We start from the raw sequence: 17,197 nt of genomic DNA, 5'->3' as shown, positions 1-17,197 counted from the left end.
GTATTTAAGATGGATCCGCGTAGGAAATATGACCTACCAGATCCTGATTGTCTGAGAATACCGCGTCCTTGAAAAGGAAGGTTTTACCGCCAGGAAATACAAAATCCTGGATTACCGACAAAGGGATATCGGTGAAACTGGTTGCGGTAAGCCCCTGTACCCATTGTTCTACAGACTCAGTCAGATCATTTACTTTTGAAAAGAAGTTCAGGAACCCGTTCACGCCCGGTGTTTGTGAATTGTCTGTTGTTTGCGAATCCAGGTTTGCTGTCAGCCTTCCGTAATCATCAATCTCCAGGGTGTAAGTGTCGACGATTGTCTTATCGATGATATTACCACTATCAGAGGACAATTCCACCTTCACTTTGGCATAGATCAGCAAATGCTGCGTGATCACAATCTGGTTCCCGGTGAAGTCGACCTGCAGCGTGTAGGATGGACTCAGGGTCATTTGGCCTTCATCTCCATTCAGCCCGGCCTGGTCACTGGCAGAATTGCTGTAGGAATAACTCAGAACCGTTTTACCAGTCGCCGGCGCAGAAATGGTGGGCTGCTGTCCGGCAGTCAGGTTCCATTCGTAATTGATGTGCGTATCTAAATCCGATAAGTATACATGGACATAGGGAAGGAAGCTGTTGCTCAGCACCGGTACGTTCAGTTCATTTTTAAAATAATTCGCAATAGTGTTGCGGTTGATTGCAATGACGCCGTCAAACTCACCGGCCTCCTGATCATTTTCCACCCAGTTCCAGTTGAAAGGAACAGCCGGCGGCAGGGTATTGCCGTTAGCAGCACATAAGTAATTCAAGGTCAGTAAGCCTTCTTCATCTACCGCCAGCTGTATTTCATTTCCGCTTGCATCCACGAATGGGTTAGCCTGCAGTTCGAAGTCCGATAGTTTTAGCGTTGAAGGATCCACCTGGCTTTGCTGAATGGTATAACCAAGAACCGGCTTCCCTGCCGCCTGCAAAGCGGAGAAATAAGCTCCCATAAAAACACCCTTCAGAGCAGTATCCACAGCCGAACCAGGTTCGATACCTTCAATGGACGCGGAAGTATCCAGCAGTGCGTTATCCAGGTCAAAAATTAATTGCTGTACGCTGAACGCCGTGTCCCCAAGGTTATTCACCTGCTGCTGTACCGCCGGAGGAAGATTGGTGCTGTCGGTAACGCTCTTCAAATCTACCGTTGCCTTAAACATCCACGCATTCCCGTCAGGCTGCGACTGATTGATATAGCTGGTTAAACCTGCACGGTCTCCGTTTGCTTCCACTACCTGGAACTCGGAACACATCAGCTGAAAAACAACCGATTTGTTATCCGGGTTCAGGCTGATAATATCAGGAAGATCGCTGGGATCGTAACCCGGGGCTAAACCGATCTTTGCCCGGAATGCATACATGAACTTAGAGCTGTTAATTACATCCAGGTAATCAGGCACATCGTCGTCATCGTCACCATCCCATTCTTTCAGTTTGAAAGGATCGGTATTGTTGAGCTGGGTCATCAGCGTCGCCTGATCCACCAGAACCGGGTTTCCCTTTTTGTCCATGTTGTAATACATCCTGACTTCCGGCATCGTCGCACCGGAAAGGTACTCTTTCATTGTACTGTTAATACTTGCCTGCGTGGTTGCTACCACGAAATCATAGCCATACCTGGCTCCTGATAAATTTGATTGAGTTGCACTCATGATTTGTTGTTTTGTTTTGTTATTTATTTAATTGTTTATTTATTTAATAAGTTGATTTACAGATACTTAAATCAATATTGACCATAAAAACCAAGACATAGTATTCCCCAAGCGCGTAAAACGCTCATTAACCAGTTAAAAACAAGGGCTAAGGTTGACTCAGGGCAGGCAGTGGCCGAATCCAGCGATTTCGAAAGACTAAAATCAGTTAACGTATACTTCGCATCAGGCGATTAACCCTTACTTGCCATCAGCAGCTTATCCATCTTTCTCATTTGCTTTTGTATTTTTTTGTTGTTCCAAAGGTATCATGACGCAACAGGCTGATATATAGCTAAAACAGGCTAATTTATTCCGCCGCTTTCCAGCGTTCTGCAAGTAAACAGGTCCATTCCCGGAACGCAGCGGAAAGCCGGGAAAATATTTTCAGCAAGACTAGTCCTTCTTGTTATTCATCGTGTAATGATGTAAAAGCCGGCTGCTTACAGCCCGCATTCATTTGACAACATGACTATACAACAAAAAATCCCTGTACTTCTCCTGGCGCTGAGCCTGTGTTCCTGCGCCGGACCATCACAAATTATCAGCAACTGGCGGGACCCTGGCACGACCATCAGCCGCCCGGATATTCACAAAATCGCCGTCGGCGCGCTTATACAAGACCAGGTTGTACGCCGGCAGATTGAAGATTATATGGCAGGTCTCTATCCTGGAACGGCTGTCCCGTCCTACCAGATCTTTGGCTCAGATACCTTACTCAACGCAAATGAAGCAGGTTACAACCAGCGACTAAAGCAGCAGGGCTTTGACGGTATGGTACTCATGCAACAGATAAGTGAAAAGACCAGCCGTCAATATATTGCAGGTACACCACCCGCTTACTATAATAGTTGGTACAACTACTGGCATCACGGCCGGATGCAGCCTGTGCTGACCCAAGCGATTATACCGGGAACACCGGGACATGTGCAGACGGACCGAACCTGGAATGTAGAAGTAAGCGTTTTCTCGATTGAGGCAAATAAGCTGATCTGGGCGGCCAATACCAGTACCACCAACCCCGGCGGTCGGGTTGAGCTTTTTGAAGACGTCTGCCGGGCTGTGCGAAAAAAAATGAATAAACAAGGCTTTCTCCAATAATTCCAGACCATGAACGACCATCAACACCCGAGAACCTGCCAGCACATACTGGGCACATCCAGCACGCTCCTGGGATTCTGTCTTTTCGTTATCACCTCCTTTCACCTGTTAGACAAGGCAAAAAGCACTCTTATCGATGATTGCGCTTCTCTTATTGCGCTCATTCTGATTACCTCCGTTTTCTTATCCTTTTTTTCTATCCGGGCAACCGATTCCAAAAAAGCAAGGCGACTGGAGGGAATTGCCGAATACATCTTCGTCGCTGCTCTTGCCGGAATCCTTATCATCATTCTAATGATCGTAACTCATTTTATTAATTAAACATTATTTATAAATCAATATTCAAACATGACCGAACAATTCATTAAGGCTGCTCTGACCAACTTTACTATCACTTTTTTCGCCATAGGGTTACTGTGCGCGCTGATAAAAATTTACCGGTACCGCAGAGAGCTATCGCCGGGCTTCGTCATCGAGTCTATATTTTCCAACTATTGTTTTTGGGCGCTCGGAATTACCTCGATCTATAATGCTATCATGCATATTGTTTTCCATAAAATGGCGGCTCATTTTATCGGATGGCCGGATAATCCCTTCCAGCTGGAAGTCGGCTTTGCCAGCCTCGGCCTGGGTATAGCCGGCATACTGGCTTTTCATAATGATTTTGGACTGAGGCTCGGCCTGATCACCGTCCTATCTATCTTTCTGTGGGGCTCAGCGGCCGGTCATATTTTCCAACTGATAAAATTTCAGAATTACGCCCCGGGCAATGCCGGGATTATGCTTTGGACGGGCCTGTTGCAGCCGCTTGTGAACCTGCTCTTATTCTACCTGTCTATTAAGTTTCCTTACAATGAGCAATCTTACGAGCACCGATTGGTTAAACCATTTAAAGCGCCGGTTACAAGGTCAGGCTGGCGCTTATGATAAAAGCAGGAGCAGGTTTTAAACCACCGAAAGTCGCGCCGGGAATGTACAGCGGGTCGATCGAGGCAGCGGTCTTTTTCCAGATAACTCCAAGGTTATTCGCGGCCAGGCCAAGGTTAAATTGCTGCAGATTACCCAACTTTTTAAGGATTGATGAAGAAAAGGCATAGTTCAGCGACAATTGATCCAGACGGATATTGTCGCCATCTATCACATTGATATCTGCATATAAATACCGGTTTTGAGATTCCGTGGTTATATGAAGAATTCCGGGAACATTTGTCAGCGACTCATCGCCCGGACGTCTCCACCGCGTAGCCAGCGCCGAAGACGTGCTGAGATAGCCGACGGAACCTGAACCGGTCGGCAAATTGTACATATCAACCGGCGCATAACGTATTTTGTAGCCCAGGTAATAGTTTATCCTGGCAGAAAAGCGAAAGTTCCGGTATATAAGATATTGATGCAAACCACCCGTGTAAGGCGGCTGCGATTTGCCCATGTACCTAAGATCTTTAAACCTCAATGAACCGGTATTTGTTATTGGAACCTGTTCGCCGGAAGCATTAGCCAATACGGGCTGACCGTTATGGTCAAGCCCCGCCCAGCGAAAGGCAAAAAGTCGGTCAACCGGGTAACCGCTCAGGATATTAACCTCAGCCGGGCTGGTAATGCCATCCGTGCCGAAACGGCTATCGGTTACCTTTGTAGTCATATAGGTCAGGTTCAGTAAAGCAGTCCAGCTGAATTTCTGTTTCCGGATAATCTGTCCACTTAAACCAATATCAACTCCGCTGCCCTTCATTTTGCCGGTATTATAGGTAAGAAAAGACCATCCGTAGGTCGGGTTGACCGGCAGGGACATCAGGATTCCGTCAGTGTTTTTAAAATAAACGTCCAGGGTAGCATTTAAACGAGTTCGAAGAACCGACAGATCGATTCCCGAATTAAGCATAAATGTTTTCTCCCAACCCAGGCTCTCGTTTCCCGGCTGGATGACACTTCCGTAACGCAGCTTAGACAAAGCATCATTGCCCCAAGCCATGTAAGTGGACCGCGCATTTCCCCCGACCGGAACCTTGCCGCCCGTACCTGCTGAAAATCGCCACCTTAGCCGATCAATGAAGGATGCATCATTCAGTATACTATTTTTTAAGTCCACGCCAAGCGCAGAAGACCAAAAAGGCCTGGCCCTTCTGCGGCGCTCAAGGCCAATCTCGGTGTAATCATCAAATCGGAGACTTCCCGAAAGCGTGAGATAGCGATGAAAAAAATAGCTTAAATTGCTGTAATAAGAGAGATACCGGGTAACCGGCCGCGCAACGAAATCGTCAAAGCTTCCCAGCACTTCGGTCCCCCCGAGATATGTTCTATAGGGAACCGTTACGTCGACAGGAACAGACGTGCCGCCAGCCTCATCATAACCATAACTCGTGCCCGTATGCCCTTCCCCTTTCAGTTCCCTGAGATCTGTGCCGGCAATAAAGATAATCCGTTGATTCCGCGCGATCGTTTTATCCATATTCAGCTGCAAACGAACATTCCAGTCACGCCAGTCCGTATTGCTTGTACGCAGGATTGCGCCTGGCGGTACTCCGTAAATTAAATTACCGTGGTCATTAAAAGTAGCTCTGTTAATGAGATCTTTGGTGAAGTAACTCGTTTGATCATGAAGATCGTTCATCCGGGTCGAATTACGCTGCAGCATGCCGCTCAGATCCAGATTCAGCCAATCCGTCAATTGTCCTTTTAAACCGGCGTTTAAACGACCCTTGTTGGTTCGATAACTGGTCTGCGATGCCGTCAGCTCATCCAAGCTATTGTAAGTCCAGGGATAATAACCCAGATTGGCCAAACTATCCACGACCGGTTTGGTAAATGACAAATACCGGTCGATAGGATCTCCCGCCACATCCGCCAGCAATTCATAGGGCCGCAATCCCAGTGAAGTGGGTGAAAGTGCAAAAACAGCCGCCGTATTCATACGGCTGCCGGTATGTAGATAGTTCATGCCGATATTAAGTGACAGCATCTTTTTAAGAAAGCTGGTTTGAAAATTTGCCTGAAATCCGCAGGTGGATGACTCGTTATTTTTGTATTCTGTTTGGTCACCGGAATAATTTCCCGACAGGAAATAACTACTGGCATTTCTGCCTCCGCTGACGGAAAGATTGTATTGCTGGGTAACGGGCGTTTGAAGCAAATATTTTTTAATCTGCGACCGGTTATTCACCTGTCCAAGCTGATTTAAGGCATTATCCAGCTGCGCAGAAGTCAGTTTCCCGTTCCGCTCAGCGAAAAGTAACTGCACTGCCTCACTGACGGCCGGCGAGCGCCAGTTGACCGACGGATCCTGGAATATATTGGCATTGAATAATTCTTTCTCAAGATCTATATATTGTGCGGAATTCATCTGATGAAGATCATCAGGGTCCGGACGCGGCGAAATACTGATTGCCCCGGTAAAAGAAATTGCGGGACTCGCCTGCCGTCCCTTCTTCGTTTCTATAACGATCACCCCGTTAGCGGCCTGGCTTCCCCAGATAGAGGCCGCGGCGGCATCCTTCAGAAAGGTGATACTTTGTATGTCATTTGGATTGAAAAGATTGAGCAGTGCGTTATTTGTCCCGGGTGTCATCGTCCGTTCCAGCGAAGTGCCGGGATGATCAACCAGCTTATTTTCTATTGCCGGAAAGCCGTCGATAACCACAAGCGGCATACTTTCACTACTTTGCCCCAGGTAACTGTTCGGCGAACGTATCTGGATATGATTGGTAAGTAAGTCAAAGCTTACCCCCGGCACAGTTCCGTTAAGCCGCTCCATAAGATTATATGAAGAGTTAGCTTCAAGGTCGCCGGCCGTTACAAGATTAAATGCACCCGTTGCCGTCGCTTTTTCCATCTGCTGATAACCTGTCGATACCATCACCTCGTTCAACGGCTGAACCAGCGTTTTTAAGGCAATCAGCATTCCGGGCATTACTTTTAACTCCCTACCCTGGTAACCCACGCAGGAAATCAATAGTACAGCGTGCTCACTTAAGTTCGTTAAGCTGAATTCCCCGGAAGAGGAAGTCTGGCTGATGACCGGGCTGTCCTTTATCCGGATAGTTACATTTGCTAAACCATTACCACTTGCCTCATCGATGATTTTTCCGGAAATGTTAAACTTTCCGTCTGTGACGAGCTGGCCGGAGGCAGGCGCATCCCGTACAACGATCGTCTTATTGACTAAGGCGTAGGTTAGCCCGGTCCCTTTCAAAACAGTTTTTAACAGCGAATCCAGTGTGACCGAATGGAAATTCGCATCAACCGTCAGGCGATCATTGACCAGACCTTCCTGCCAGAAGAAACCGTATCCCGTTTGGTTTCGGATCTCAGCAAACACTTCCCGCAGCGTCGCCGCCTTTTTTACATAAGACACCGTCTGTGCCCCGCATTCACGGCACAATAAAACAGATAAAACAAACACTAAAAAAATATGCTGTTTCATGTGAACGTCCAGGTTTGGTTCCTCAGAACTCGTGCGCAACGCCCGGGCATGGCAGTATGGCCTTTTACGAAGGTATAGGTATAGACGAATTTAATAAAATGATCTGGAAGAGTTCTGCACGTATGATATCCGTTTCCATATAAATGTTCCGGCTAAGAAAGCAGCCGCGCCTTAATTTCATATTCCCTGCTGTAAAAAGAAACCGGCAGCAAAAACACCTTACCCATTCCGCATTAACAAAGTTTTGAACGGCCCTTATCCAGGCGGCAGGACAAAATTTGCCGGAAAGCCGTATCTTTCAGCGCCATGACCTTATATGAATTCATTCAGGCGGACACCGATCAGAAGGCGCTCGCCGTGTGGAACGGAATCTATATCGCCGACCGTCAGGAAGGACGGTTGCGTATGCAATTATATCATTTAGGCAGCTTTTATGTCGAAGTCGTATATGACGTGCCACAAAACCGTATTCTTCATTTTAAGCCGTTCCGGAAAGGCTTGCTGCTTGCACCCTACCTGGAGCAAATCCGGCTGAGTTTCTGATCCTGCGATAAACGATACCAATTATTGACGGCGCCGATAATTTCGCGCCAGGCGAAAGAATCAGCGGTATTTATATTACGCTGCTTACGGTAATGAGATTCGCCCGAAAAATCTTACCAGCCCTGACTCCAGGAAAACGGAAATTTCCTTTTAAAGGTTATAAAGCATAGTTTTGGTCAGGGACTTGCCTTGAAATATCTAAAAAAATTGCATCTTGACAGACTAATCACAGCAAATGTGTTTGTTTCAACTGTCAATTCACCGCTTATGACGCTTCAAAAAATCATTTACGCTTTTCTATTCGTACTGGTTTCCCATGCCGCTTTCAGCCAGGACAGCGTTTCTACTAAAAGCATCAAAGACTATTACCAAAAAGAAGTCAAGGTGTACGGAACCGTATCCGGGGCAAAATATCTTGAACAGGCAGGAATAACCCTGATAAACATTGACGGCACTTATCCCGATAATGCATTAACCGTTGTCATTAAAGGCGACGATAGGAAAAAATTCAATCCCTCCCCGGAAATCGCCTATATCAATGCCAAAATAATGGTTACAGGTACGATAACTGTTTATAAAGACAAGCCGCAAATCGTCGTCACCGACCCGAAACAAATCCGTGTTATTCCCTGATAATCTATCAACGGCGTGGGGTTATTCCGGGTATTACAAGAGCTGGTTTCTCCATATCGACTCCTGAATACAATAGCTTGGAAATTTCGCTTGTATGATCACCATCGTCAGGCAACGCCGGAAGCCAGGCTTCGCGCCATCCGGTAACGGCTTGAATTCGTTAATGTGTTGCTGATATATCGATTTTATATCCGGCAATGCCGAAATGTCGCAAGCACAATTCGTTACCTTGCCGCAAGACATTGAAAACCAACTAATTATATATTGGCCCGGTATTTCCTTATCTCCGGGATGAACTCATAAAAGTTTATCGTGAATATAAATACCCAGGAAACAATGACAGGATCAATTTTTCATTCAGGAGAAAAATTCGTGCAGGAGCTTTCCGGCGAAAAGTTTATAGCGCAGCGAAACAGCGGCATCATCAGTGATACGCTGAATGCAGGCGAAGCAATCTTTATTCGCAGTCAGAAATTCTTTTTTGCTTCTTCGATGGACTCCCGGGGGAATGCTATGGGCCTCGGTTCTGGCAGGCCGGCCAGGTTTTCTTGAACTTGACGAACAGCAGCACATCTACCTGAACCCCGAGCTGTTGTTATCTAATCCGGAAGACATATTCTGGCAAAACATCAGGACTTCACCGGGCATCGGCTTGCTGTTCATAGAGTTACTTACCCGGCGCAGATTCCGTATCAACGGAAAGATAAACTTTGACGGCGCACGCTGGCGTATAGAAATAGACCAGGCGTACCCCAACTGCCCTAAGTATATCCAGCGCCGCAAGCTCATCGATGAAACCGGGATTACATCTGTTTCCACTCATGACATGCGAACCTGGATTAACAAAGCAGATACGATTTTTGTAGCGAGCGCAGATAACCAGAACAATCTCGATGTATCGCACCGGGGCGGAGAGACTGGTTTTGTGCAATATATTGATGGACAGACACTGCGGATACCGGATTACGCGGGCAACAGCATGTTCAATACATTGGGTAACTTCCATATAAATACTGCAGCGGGCATCCTTCTTATGGATTTTACAAACGGAGAAACCTTGCAGCTGAGCGGCCAGGCAATTTTGCATATTAATGACGAGGCGGCTGATGAATTTACAGGCGGTACAAACCGTTTTTGGGACTTTAAGATTCAGCAATCACTTTTCAGCCGTTCATTATTTGATTTCAGCTTCCGTTTTATTGATTTCTCACCATTTAATCCTTAAGCTTGTGGTTATTTATCCGTTATTTTAATCATCGATAAAAATGAGCGTTCAGCAAATACCCAGCAGTCATCGTTGATCTGAACACCACGGTTTTCAATCGATTTAACGTTGGGTTTAACCGCATACCATTCCGTAAACGAATCCAACGTGTCCGCCAGTTCCTGGTGTAACGATGATACACCCGGAATAAATTACCCGGCAGCTAATTCAGAAATATTAAATCTATAATCTTCTGATCGTGCAATAGTTATTGACGGGTCAGCTTAAATGTGATCTTATTACCAGCCTGAAGGCCGCTGACGCCACCGCCGGTATAGGAAATGGCGTACTCTTCAGCCGTAAGGCTATAATTGTCGGCCAGGTTAACCACCGTGCTGATGCTGTCGTGCGGAGGAACTTCTATATAGGCTTCCGGCGGAGGCGGCATTACCCGCCTGGCCATAGCGCCTCTGAAAAGCGCCTCGTTACCCTGCGCGTCCTTTACCTCGAAATATTTACCCAGCCGGGGTTCAAACGGTGTCTCCCATTTGCAGAACCGCTGAGTTTCGCTGGTATTATTTGTCACTGTAAAAGACAACAGAGCGGAATCTTTCGTCAACCTCCTTCCGGCGGTTGCCATACGTGTTTTAAGCAATTTTGAGCCGGCGGTTACCGGCCTTGTTTCATCGTTTTGGGCTACCGGCTTCTGGGTGTGGCATCCCGCTGAAAGAACAGCCGCGGTAGCCATGACTGTAAAAAATTGACGGATCATTCGATTATACCTTTTTAGGACTAAGACAGCTTTTTCCTCAAAAGGTTTGACCGCCATTCTTCTGAGCGCTTCGTTTGACTCTGACAGGACATCAACGGTCAGCGACGAAGTAATTTTAATTGACAGTATTAAAGAATCCCTGAAAAATACCGGGGTGGTTGGTAAATTTGTTGAACAGCCGCTGTATTACAATACTTGCCGGAAGTGTGATACAAAGGCTGGCGAAAAATAAACGGAATACTCACCCTGTAAAAGTCCATTATGCTACCGTATCCCGGAATTCCCTATGGCCCGGCGCCGCAATGGTGTTACTTACTCGCGGAGTTCGTCCCTTATGTTCTTTTGATTCTTTGCCTCATTTACGCCTGCCGGAACAGTATCCGTGATGTCTCTTACCTCCTGGGCGGCGTTTTATTTGGTCTCCTGCTTGAGTACATGGAAGTAATGATGGGCAGTTATACCTACGGTCATTTCCGGTTGATGCTAGGCAGCGCCGCCCTGGCGGTTCCGCTATGGATCGGTGTAGGCTGGGGAATTATCATGTATACCGCCCGCCTTTATACAGACAAGCTCGGGCTTACATTATGGCCGGCCGCGGCATTTGATACCCTGTTGGCATTGAACATCGACCTGAGCATGGACGTTGTCGCCTACCGGACGCATATGTGGCACTGGGACTGGTCGGACACGGATTTCAATCCCCTGACAGCCCAATGGTTCGGGATTCCCTTCGGCAATTTTATCGGCTGGCAAACGGTCGTCTTCAGTTATTCGCTTTTCAGCCGGATCTTTGAGAAAAAAATACGGTGGACGGTACGGCCGGCAATCGTGCAGAGTACCCTGACAGCTCTCCTCTCTTTAATTTGTTCATTAGCGGCGCTGTATCTGACGCAGGAGATCTGGCCATATCTGACTGAATATCTCGGTATCCGGTCCGTTCACCGGTTTACGGGCATATGTTTGATCCTGGTCATCCTCACGGTAACCGGTTGGCGCAAAAGAACCGCGATATCTGCAAGTTTGCCGGCTATTGCGTGGCTGGTGCCGTTCTGGTTCCACCTTTTTTTCGCGGGGTGCTTTTTTATTCTTGGTTTTTTCAGGGAAAACTGGTTAATGACGTTCGTTACGCTGCTTAACCTGCTGACCGGCCTGCTCATTCATTATTTACCCTTAAAGGCGAGAAAGACAGCGAAATCCGCGGATCTTTTACCGTCATGAGGTAATGCTTATGGGTGCCGGCGGAAACCCGTTTGATAACTAGATTACAGCCGGTATCCGTTAAGTCACACAGCTACCGTAGCAGGTGCCCGCTGATGTCGTGTTCAGATCTTCGCAGGAGAATGTCTTGCTTCCAATCGATGCACCTCTTATTTGAAGATATTTGAAGGATCAACTATCCCCGATTGCCGCGAAATTTATTATAGCAGACATAATTGAGAAATTAACATATAAGAGACGCTATATACCGTACCGGCTTGCCAGTGAGCGCACAATCAGCGCCACTACCTCTTCACGGGATTGTTCCAGCGATCCGGATACCGTCCAGCCCGCTTCATTTTTCAGTAGTTTGAGTGATGAGTTATCCAGGAGCAGTTCGATCTCGGTCGTTTCCCTGGTTAGTTTACGGGGACTGATCAGCTGGTAAAAATAATCCTTGTCCTGGTGATGAATTCGTAAGGGTTGAGTCATATGTCGATGAGGCGAATTTACATTCTTTCCGGGCAAGGTAAAAGAGCCGCTTAACTTCTTCAGTTTTTTCGTGCTTTTGAAAACCATCCCCGTATGCGCCTGATCTGCCGGGCTACCCAGCGATCAAGCGGATACTCCTGTAGCTGATATTGCCGGTACCCCAAGTAGCAAAACGTTAAGAGACAGAGCCATTCTAAAAGGCCCATTTTATTATTTGTCAAATGAACGGCCATCAGGAAACACGTGACAGCAGGATATTTTACGACGATAAAAAACATGATTCAATCAACTAATGAACAGCCAAATCTTTTACTGTTAATCCTGTAAAAAGTTGCACGCCGGAACGACGATTTTGGAAGCCGTTATCTCGGCATACTGTGGTAAAACAAATGCTACCAGAGCCCGCTCAGATACATGCAGACTGCGAAATAACTCAATAAACTATTATAATAAATGGCTGTTTGATCATATCACGTACCTTAAATCTCATCGTCCGTTTAAGACACAAGCGATCAGCGAAGCAGCACATGCATCCCGCAAAGCTGCAGGGGTATTAGGAGCGATAAAATCCCGGTAAGGTATTCTACCGGCTGGTAAATCAGGACAATGTAATATGATAGCAGCGATATAGTTAGCCCGATCAAGGTATATTTGATCTTTTGTATCATTACATCACAGTATATAAACCCAGCCCTGCACCCCCCCAAGGCCGATTCGTCAGCCGCTCCCTGCAACGTTCTTTTTTCTGCAGAATGGCCTGCAACATCACGCATCTTACTACTCACATCTCCCCGCTGTCAGCAAATGAATAATAACAGCCTTCCGGGCAGATAATCAAATGATCGTTAACGGCTATATCCAGGAACGATCCGGCATGCTGCAGCTTAGCAGTCAGCGCACGGTCTTGACTGCTTGGCGCTAGGTTACCCGATGGATGATTATGCGCCAGGATCATGGCCGAAGCACCAGCCTTCAGGGCAATCGCAAATATCAGTTTCGGATCCGCTATTGTACCGGAAAACCCGCCTGAGGAAATCAGCGACACGCCCAGCACCCGGTTGCAGCGGTTCAGCAGCATCACGTAAAAATGCTCCACCAGTTCCAGCCGGTCCTGATCCCACATCCCGTAAAACACTTTATAGGCATCAGCCGAACAAGTGACCTTCGGCCTGTTGGATGCTTTAACTTTCGGACAATAAGACACACTGATTTCTGCAACTTCCATCACTGTACTGATTTTACTGAGATTTTCCATAACACAATTTTTGAGTGATTAATTATGGCGCTCAGCAAGCCGGCCTTTCAGCCGCCGGCAAAGTGGAGAGCCGGAAAATGCGGAGGCTCCGCCACAGGCGGATACCCATTTTCCGGATACTACTTTGGCGCAGCGAACCGGCGTAAAAAAGACCGGCTAAATTGGTGTGTAATTAATCGCAGCGATTTAATGAGAATCAAAAACTTGGCGGATTATCGAAAGAACACGAATAAACATATTAAGTGCTGAAGCGGCCGGATCAGCGTATTAAAAACAGTATGACAATCATGAACAAACCTTACCTGCCTCCGCGCTGGCCTTCCCATTAAAAATTACACTTCATAAACCCGGAAAACACTGCCGGATTTTATTTTCGCGGTTCGAAATGCTACAGCAGTATGCTAACCTGATCGCATATCACAAAAAAAATTTACAGGGACTGTTGCGTTTTTGCGACCGGCCCCGTTTAGCAGGGTAAAACAAATAATATGAGAAATTTTACGACCGTTTCCTCTCTGTTGAAAAAACCGATTTTAGGTCTGGCCGCTATCGCTTTACTGGCCGGCTCCTGTAAAACCAACAACGATGCCGATAACCCTCCATCTTCCGCCATCTCTGTCGTACATGCAGCTCCCGGCACGTCCGAACTGACTTTCGTCATTAACGGCTCTAAAGCCAACCATGCACGGCTGACTTACGGAACAGCCCTTGCATACGGAGTTATACAGTCAGGAAGTTATGAATTCAGTGTTACCAAAAAAGATTCAACCAGGCAATTTGCAAAATCGACTAATGCGTTAAAGAACGGCACCTATTACTCGCTTTTCGTTGTCGACGTACCCTCGAAAGAAAGCACCTTATTAACCGAAGACGACCTATCAGATCCTAAGACGGATCAGGCTAAAATCCGCTTTATCAACCTGAGTCCTGACGCCGGAAGTCTCGACCTGAACATCTCCGGTACCGACACGCTCTTTGTAAAAAAAGCTGATTTTAAGAAAACGTCAGCCTTTTCAACGGCAGCACCCGGCACTGAGAAGACTTTTGAAATTCGTGAGAACGGGAAAACCGAAGTACTGGCAAGAATTGAAAAAGTAAAAATTGAAAAAGGAAAAATTTATACCATACTGGCGAAGGGACTGCGCGCTAAGACCGACAGCACCAAACTATCCCTGCAAGTGATAAACAATAAATAATCTACCGATACAGGCTGTCCGTCCAAAACGGCGGGCAGCCTTCAGATGAATGAAAGCCGCAGCCATTTTTTTAAAGTTTCGCGATAAAGAACGGGTGATCAAACCGATCAAAACGCTGGATGAAATCATCGCCGGCTGTTTAAACAATGATGAATCCTGCCGGGAATGGATTTATAAATCTTTTTATGGCTATCTGACCGGCGTTATCAGGCGATACACCAGCGACATACAAAACGTGGAAGAATTAGTGAATGACAGTTATATAAAAATATTCAGAAAACTGCAGAGCTTTCAGCATCCGGAAGATCCGGCAAAGCTCATGGCCGCCTTCAAGGGCTGGATGGCGAAAATAGCATCCCGAACTGTCATCGATTTTCTGCGTATCGATAAAAATCAGTTTCCCCTTGTAGAACTGACAGAGCTTCACCCGGTGGCGGAACATCTCACAGTCATTGACAAAATGAATGCAGCGGATGTCCTGAAATTACTCGATGAACTACCGCAGCTGCAACGTGTCATCTTCAACCTGTATGAAATCGAAGGATTCAGCCACGAAGAAATAGCCGCTGAACTAAGTATCACGGCCAGCCACAGCCGCACCTACCTTGCCAGAGCTAAAGCCCGGCTGCGTACACTTTATCATCAACAAACCAACTATTCAGCGGCATGGACGAAATAACAGATCATTTGAAAGAAGAGCTGGCTTCGCTTGATTTCGGATACAGGCCAGGAGCCTGGGAAGACTTTAAGAAAAGGGAGAAAAAACGCCGTCGTTTAATTTTATGGCGCAGAGTCAGTGTAGCAGCTGCCATTCTACTGGTCGGCATTGGAACCTACCTGCAAATAAATAACTCTCAGCAAACAGTCGAAAAACTAAGTTATAAAACCGAAGAACGGCAAAACAAGCTTGCTATCGCTGAAGCGGAAGAAACAACTCCACGTGTCCTAGCAAGCATCACCCCATCGAATTCATCAAAACACTTATCCTCATTGTTCGGAAACAGGCAATTGCTGCCTAGAGCAGGCAGTGCCGGAATTGCTTTACCGCAGGTTAGACAAACATCATTCGTTATTGCCCGCCCTTTTACCACTTCCAATGCACCCGCGGACGCCACCAATATTGAAAAAGCGCCATTTTCAAGGCCTGTTGAAGAACCCGGAAGCCCCACCGGCAAAAGTTCAAAGCCCCGTGCCTGGACCTTTGGACTGGCTGTCGGCCAGGGGATCGACAGCCGTTCAAAAATGGACCTGAATATCGGCACCCAGTTAAGCTACAAGGTCAGTAAGAAGTTATCTCTCAGCACAGGACTTTATTACTCGGAACTGGGGGGAGCAAAAAAAATCACACCGGATTATGCCGCTTTGCGATCCGGCCGAATGCTGAGCAGCACCACGGCTACAATGAGGGGAATAGACATCCCGCTGGAACTTCAATATCATCTGACTTCTAAAGTATATGCCCGTCTGGGTGTTTCGGCTTTCGCCGTAACCTCCCAGGAGCAGTCCCTTGAGTATACGAGCCAATCGACGGGCGTCAGCACATTCGTAGATGCGAGCGGAAATACCCAAACACAGGCAGTAACAACCAGTTCAGTCAGCTCCGAATCCGTTGCAAAGAACCAGCTTGAAGACTATCGTAATTTTGGTTTATACAACATGGCAATAGGTTTTGACCAAAAACTCACATCGAAAAACACCATTTCTATCGAGCCGTTCGTTAAAATACCATTCAGTAAATTTTCTGAGCACCAGGTAAATCTGGCACAGGGAGGACTTCGCCTGAAAGTTAGTTTTTGAAAACCAAAACCGGTAATAAACACTCACCGCGCCATTTTACCTAAGGCCGCTGCCCTCAGCTGCCTCACCCTTTCAGTTGAAACACCCAGACCTAATGCAATCTCGGCACAGGTAAGACATTGCCCCCCGGTTAACCCGTAGCTTAACTCTACGACCGAGCGTTCTCGCGGGGTCAGCCGTCTTAGCAAATCCTTCACCAGCTGAATTCTCGCGTCGTTCTCTATAAATTCCAAACTCGCATCCCGCTGGCCGGCCAAACGGTCAAGCAGCGTCAGGTCGCCTTCACCATCGATAAGCGGCGCATCGTAGCTGGTGCAGGTACCGGAATAGTGCAAACCATCAGCCAGTTTCCCGGCGTCTAGTTCCATCAGCCTGGCAAGCTCCTCCTCTGTCGGCGTTCGTTCCAGCTGCATTTCAAGCGCTGCGGACATCTTTCTCGCTTTGCTCAGCAAGCCCTGCCGGTGCATCGGTAAACGGATCGTTCGCTGATGCTGGCAAAGCGCACTTAAAATCGCCTGCCGTATCCACCACACCGCAAACGAAATAAACTTAAATCCCCGCGTATCGTCAAACCTGCGCGCCGCCCGGATCAGCCCCTCGTTCCCTTCATTGATCAGATCCGTCAGCGGCATACCCAGGTTCTGGTAACGCTTAGCGACCGAAACCACAAATCGCAGGTTTCCCTGCACCATCCGGTTTAAAGCCCCCTCGTCCCCGTCCTGGATACGGCGGCAAAGCTCGATTTCTTCGGCGGCGTCCAGCAACTTAAACTGCGAAATCTCGCGAAGGTAACGCTCCAGTAAATGTGTTTCATGCCGGGTAATGCTCGGCGAGATCACTAACTCTTTCATCTTT

The 17,197-nt window shown here is 47.2% G+C and carries 18 protein-coding genes; 11 read left to right on the top strand and 7 right to left on the bottom strand.

What is annotated here, in order from left to right:
* Nucleotides 1-4: 4 nt before the first annotated feature.
* Nucleotides 5-1,693 (bottom strand): hypothetical protein, encoded by a 1,689-nt coding sequence (locus tag GS399_RS04915; protein WP_160843484.1) that lies wholly within the window; start codon nt 1,691-1,693, stop codon nt 5-7.
* Nucleotides 1,694-2,200: 507 nt separating this feature from the next.
* Here GS399_RS04915 and GS399_RS04910 point away from each other — a divergent pair.
* From GS399_RS04910 to GS399_RS04900, 3 genes are read left to right on the top strand one after another with little or no spacing between them, the layout of a single operon-like run.
* On the top strand, nt 2,201-2,833 hold the full coding sequence (locus tag GS399_RS04910; protein WP_160843483.1) for a hypothetical protein: 633 nt from the start codon (nt 2,201-2,203) through the stop codon (nt 2,831-2,833).
* A 9-nt stretch (nt 2,834-2,842) separates the two neighbouring features.
* On the top strand, nt 2,843-3,154 hold the full coding sequence (locus GS399_RS04905) for a hypothetical protein (RefSeq protein ID WP_160843482.1): 312 nt from the start codon (nt 2,843-2,845) through the stop codon (nt 3,152-3,154).
* 27 nt (nt 3,155-3,181) lie between these two features.
* A complete protein-coding gene (locus GS399_RS04900; RefSeq protein WP_160843481.1) occupies nt 3,182-3,760 on the top strand; it encodes a DUF6790 family protein in 579 nt (192 codons plus the stop codon).
* On the opposite strand, the gene GS399_RS04895 is transcribed toward GS399_RS04900, so the two are convergent.
* A complete protein-coding gene (locus tag GS399_RS04895) occupies nt 3,735-7,253 on the bottom strand; it encodes a SusC/RagA family TonB-linked outer membrane protein (protein ID WP_160843480.1) in 3,519 nt (1,172 codons plus the stop codon). The genes GS399_RS04900 and GS399_RS04895 overlap by 26 nt on opposite strands.
* 306 nt (nt 7,254-7,559) lie before the next feature.
* Here GS399_RS04895 and GS399_RS04890 point away from each other — a divergent pair, with 306 nt between their 5' ends.
* From GS399_RS04890 to GS399_RS04875, 4 genes are all read left to right on the top strand, one after another.
* Nucleotides 7,560-7,796, top strand: a complete 237-nt coding sequence (locus GS399_RS04890; RefSeq protein ID WP_160843479.1) for a hypothetical protein — start codon at nt 7,560-7,562, stop codon at nt 7,794-7,796.
* A 267-nt stretch (nt 7,797-8,063) separates the two neighbouring features.
* Nucleotides 8,064-8,429, top strand: a complete 366-nt coding sequence (locus GS399_RS04885) for a hypothetical protein (protein WP_160843478.1) — start codon at nt 8,064-8,066, stop codon at nt 8,427-8,429.
* A gap of 312 nt (nt 8,430-8,741) precedes the next feature.
* Nucleotides 8,742-8,981, top strand: a complete 240-nt coding sequence (locus GS399_RS04880; RefSeq protein WP_160843477.1) for a hypothetical protein — start codon at nt 8,742-8,744, stop codon at nt 8,979-8,981.
* The gene (locus GS399_RS04875; protein ID WP_160843476.1) at nt 8,938-9,654 is read left to right on the top strand and encodes a PNPOx family protein; all 717 of its coding nucleotides are present in this window, start codon (nt 8,938-8,940) and stop codon (nt 9,652-9,654) included. Before GS399_RS04880 ends, GS399_RS04875 begins: the two co-directional genes overlap by 44 nt.
* Nucleotides 9,655-9,901: 247 nt before the next feature.
* Here GS399_RS04875 and GS399_RS04870 read toward each other — a convergent pair whose 3' ends face one another.
* Nucleotides 9,902-10,405, bottom strand: coding sequence for a hypothetical protein (locus GS399_RS04870; protein ID WP_160843475.1), 504 nt, complete (start codon nt 10,403-10,405; stop codon nt 9,902-9,904).
* Nucleotides 10,406-10,666: 261 nt separating this feature from the next.
* Between GS399_RS04870 and GS399_RS04865 the strand changes: the two genes are divergently transcribed.
* On the top strand, nt 10,667-11,623 hold the full coding sequence (locus GS399_RS04865) for a carotenoid biosynthesis protein (protein ID WP_160843474.1): 957 nt from the start codon (nt 10,667-10,669) through the stop codon (nt 11,621-11,623).
* 240 nt (nt 11,624-11,863) lie between these two features.
* On the opposite strand, the gene GS399_RS04860 is transcribed toward GS399_RS04865, so the two are convergent.
* From GS399_RS04860 to GS399_RS04850, 3 genes are all read right to left on the bottom strand, one after another.
* Entirely contained in the window at nt 11,864-12,094 is a 231-nt protein-coding gene (locus GS399_RS04860) for a hypothetical protein (RefSeq protein WP_160843473.1), read from the bottom strand.
* Nucleotides 12,095-12,606: 512 nt separating this feature from the next.
* Nucleotides 12,607-12,762, bottom strand: a complete 156-nt coding sequence (locus GS399_RS04855) for a hypothetical protein (RefSeq protein WP_160843472.1) — start codon at nt 12,760-12,762, stop codon at nt 12,607-12,609.
* A gap of 113 nt (nt 12,763-12,875) precedes the next feature.
* Nucleotides 12,876-13,349, bottom strand: a complete 474-nt coding sequence (locus GS399_RS04850; protein ID WP_160843471.1) for a JAB domain-containing protein — start codon at nt 13,347-13,349, stop codon at nt 12,876-12,878.
* A gap of 488 nt (nt 13,350-13,837) precedes the next feature.
* Here GS399_RS04850 and GS399_RS04845 point away from each other — a divergent pair, with 488 nt between their 5' ends.
* Genes GS399_RS04845 through GS399_RS04835 form a run of 3 tightly spaced genes read left to right on the top strand, consistent with a single transcriptional unit; the run spans nt 13,838 to nt 16,342 of the window.
* Nucleotides 13,838-14,545, top strand: a complete 708-nt coding sequence (locus GS399_RS04845) for a DUF4397 domain-containing protein (RefSeq protein ID WP_160843470.1) — start codon at nt 13,838-13,840, stop codon at nt 14,543-14,545.
* Nucleotides 14,546-14,594: 49 nt separating this feature from the next.
* Nucleotides 14,595-15,224: an RNA polymerase sigma factor gene (locus GS399_RS04840; RefSeq protein ID WP_160843469.1), complete on the top strand. Its 630-nt coding sequence runs from the start codon at nt 14,595-14,597 to the stop codon at nt 15,222-15,224.
* The gene (locus tag GS399_RS04835) at nt 15,212-16,342 is read left to right on the top strand and encodes an outer membrane beta-barrel protein (RefSeq protein ID WP_160843468.1); all 1,131 of its coding nucleotides are present in this window, start codon (nt 15,212-15,214) and stop codon (nt 16,340-16,342) included. Before GS399_RS04840 ends, GS399_RS04835 begins: the two co-directional genes overlap by 13 nt.
* Nucleotides 16,343-16,365: 23 nt before the next feature.
* On the opposite strand, the gene GS399_RS04830 is transcribed toward GS399_RS04835, so the two are convergent.
* Nucleotides 16,366-17,181 (bottom strand): sigma-70 family RNA polymerase sigma factor, encoded by an 816-nt coding sequence (locus tag GS399_RS04830; RefSeq protein ID WP_160843467.1) that lies wholly within the window; start codon nt 17,179-17,181, stop codon nt 16,366-16,368.
* Nucleotides 17,182-17,197 lie beyond the last annotated feature (16 nt).

This window comes from Hufsiella arboris (assembly GCF_009834875.1).
In the GTDB taxonomy this organism is placed as follows: domain Bacteria; phylum Bacteroidota; class Bacteroidia; order Sphingobacteriales; family Sphingobacteriaceae; genus Hufsiella_A; species Hufsiella_A arboris.
This window is presented reverse-complemented; position numbering and strand designations above follow the sequence as displayed.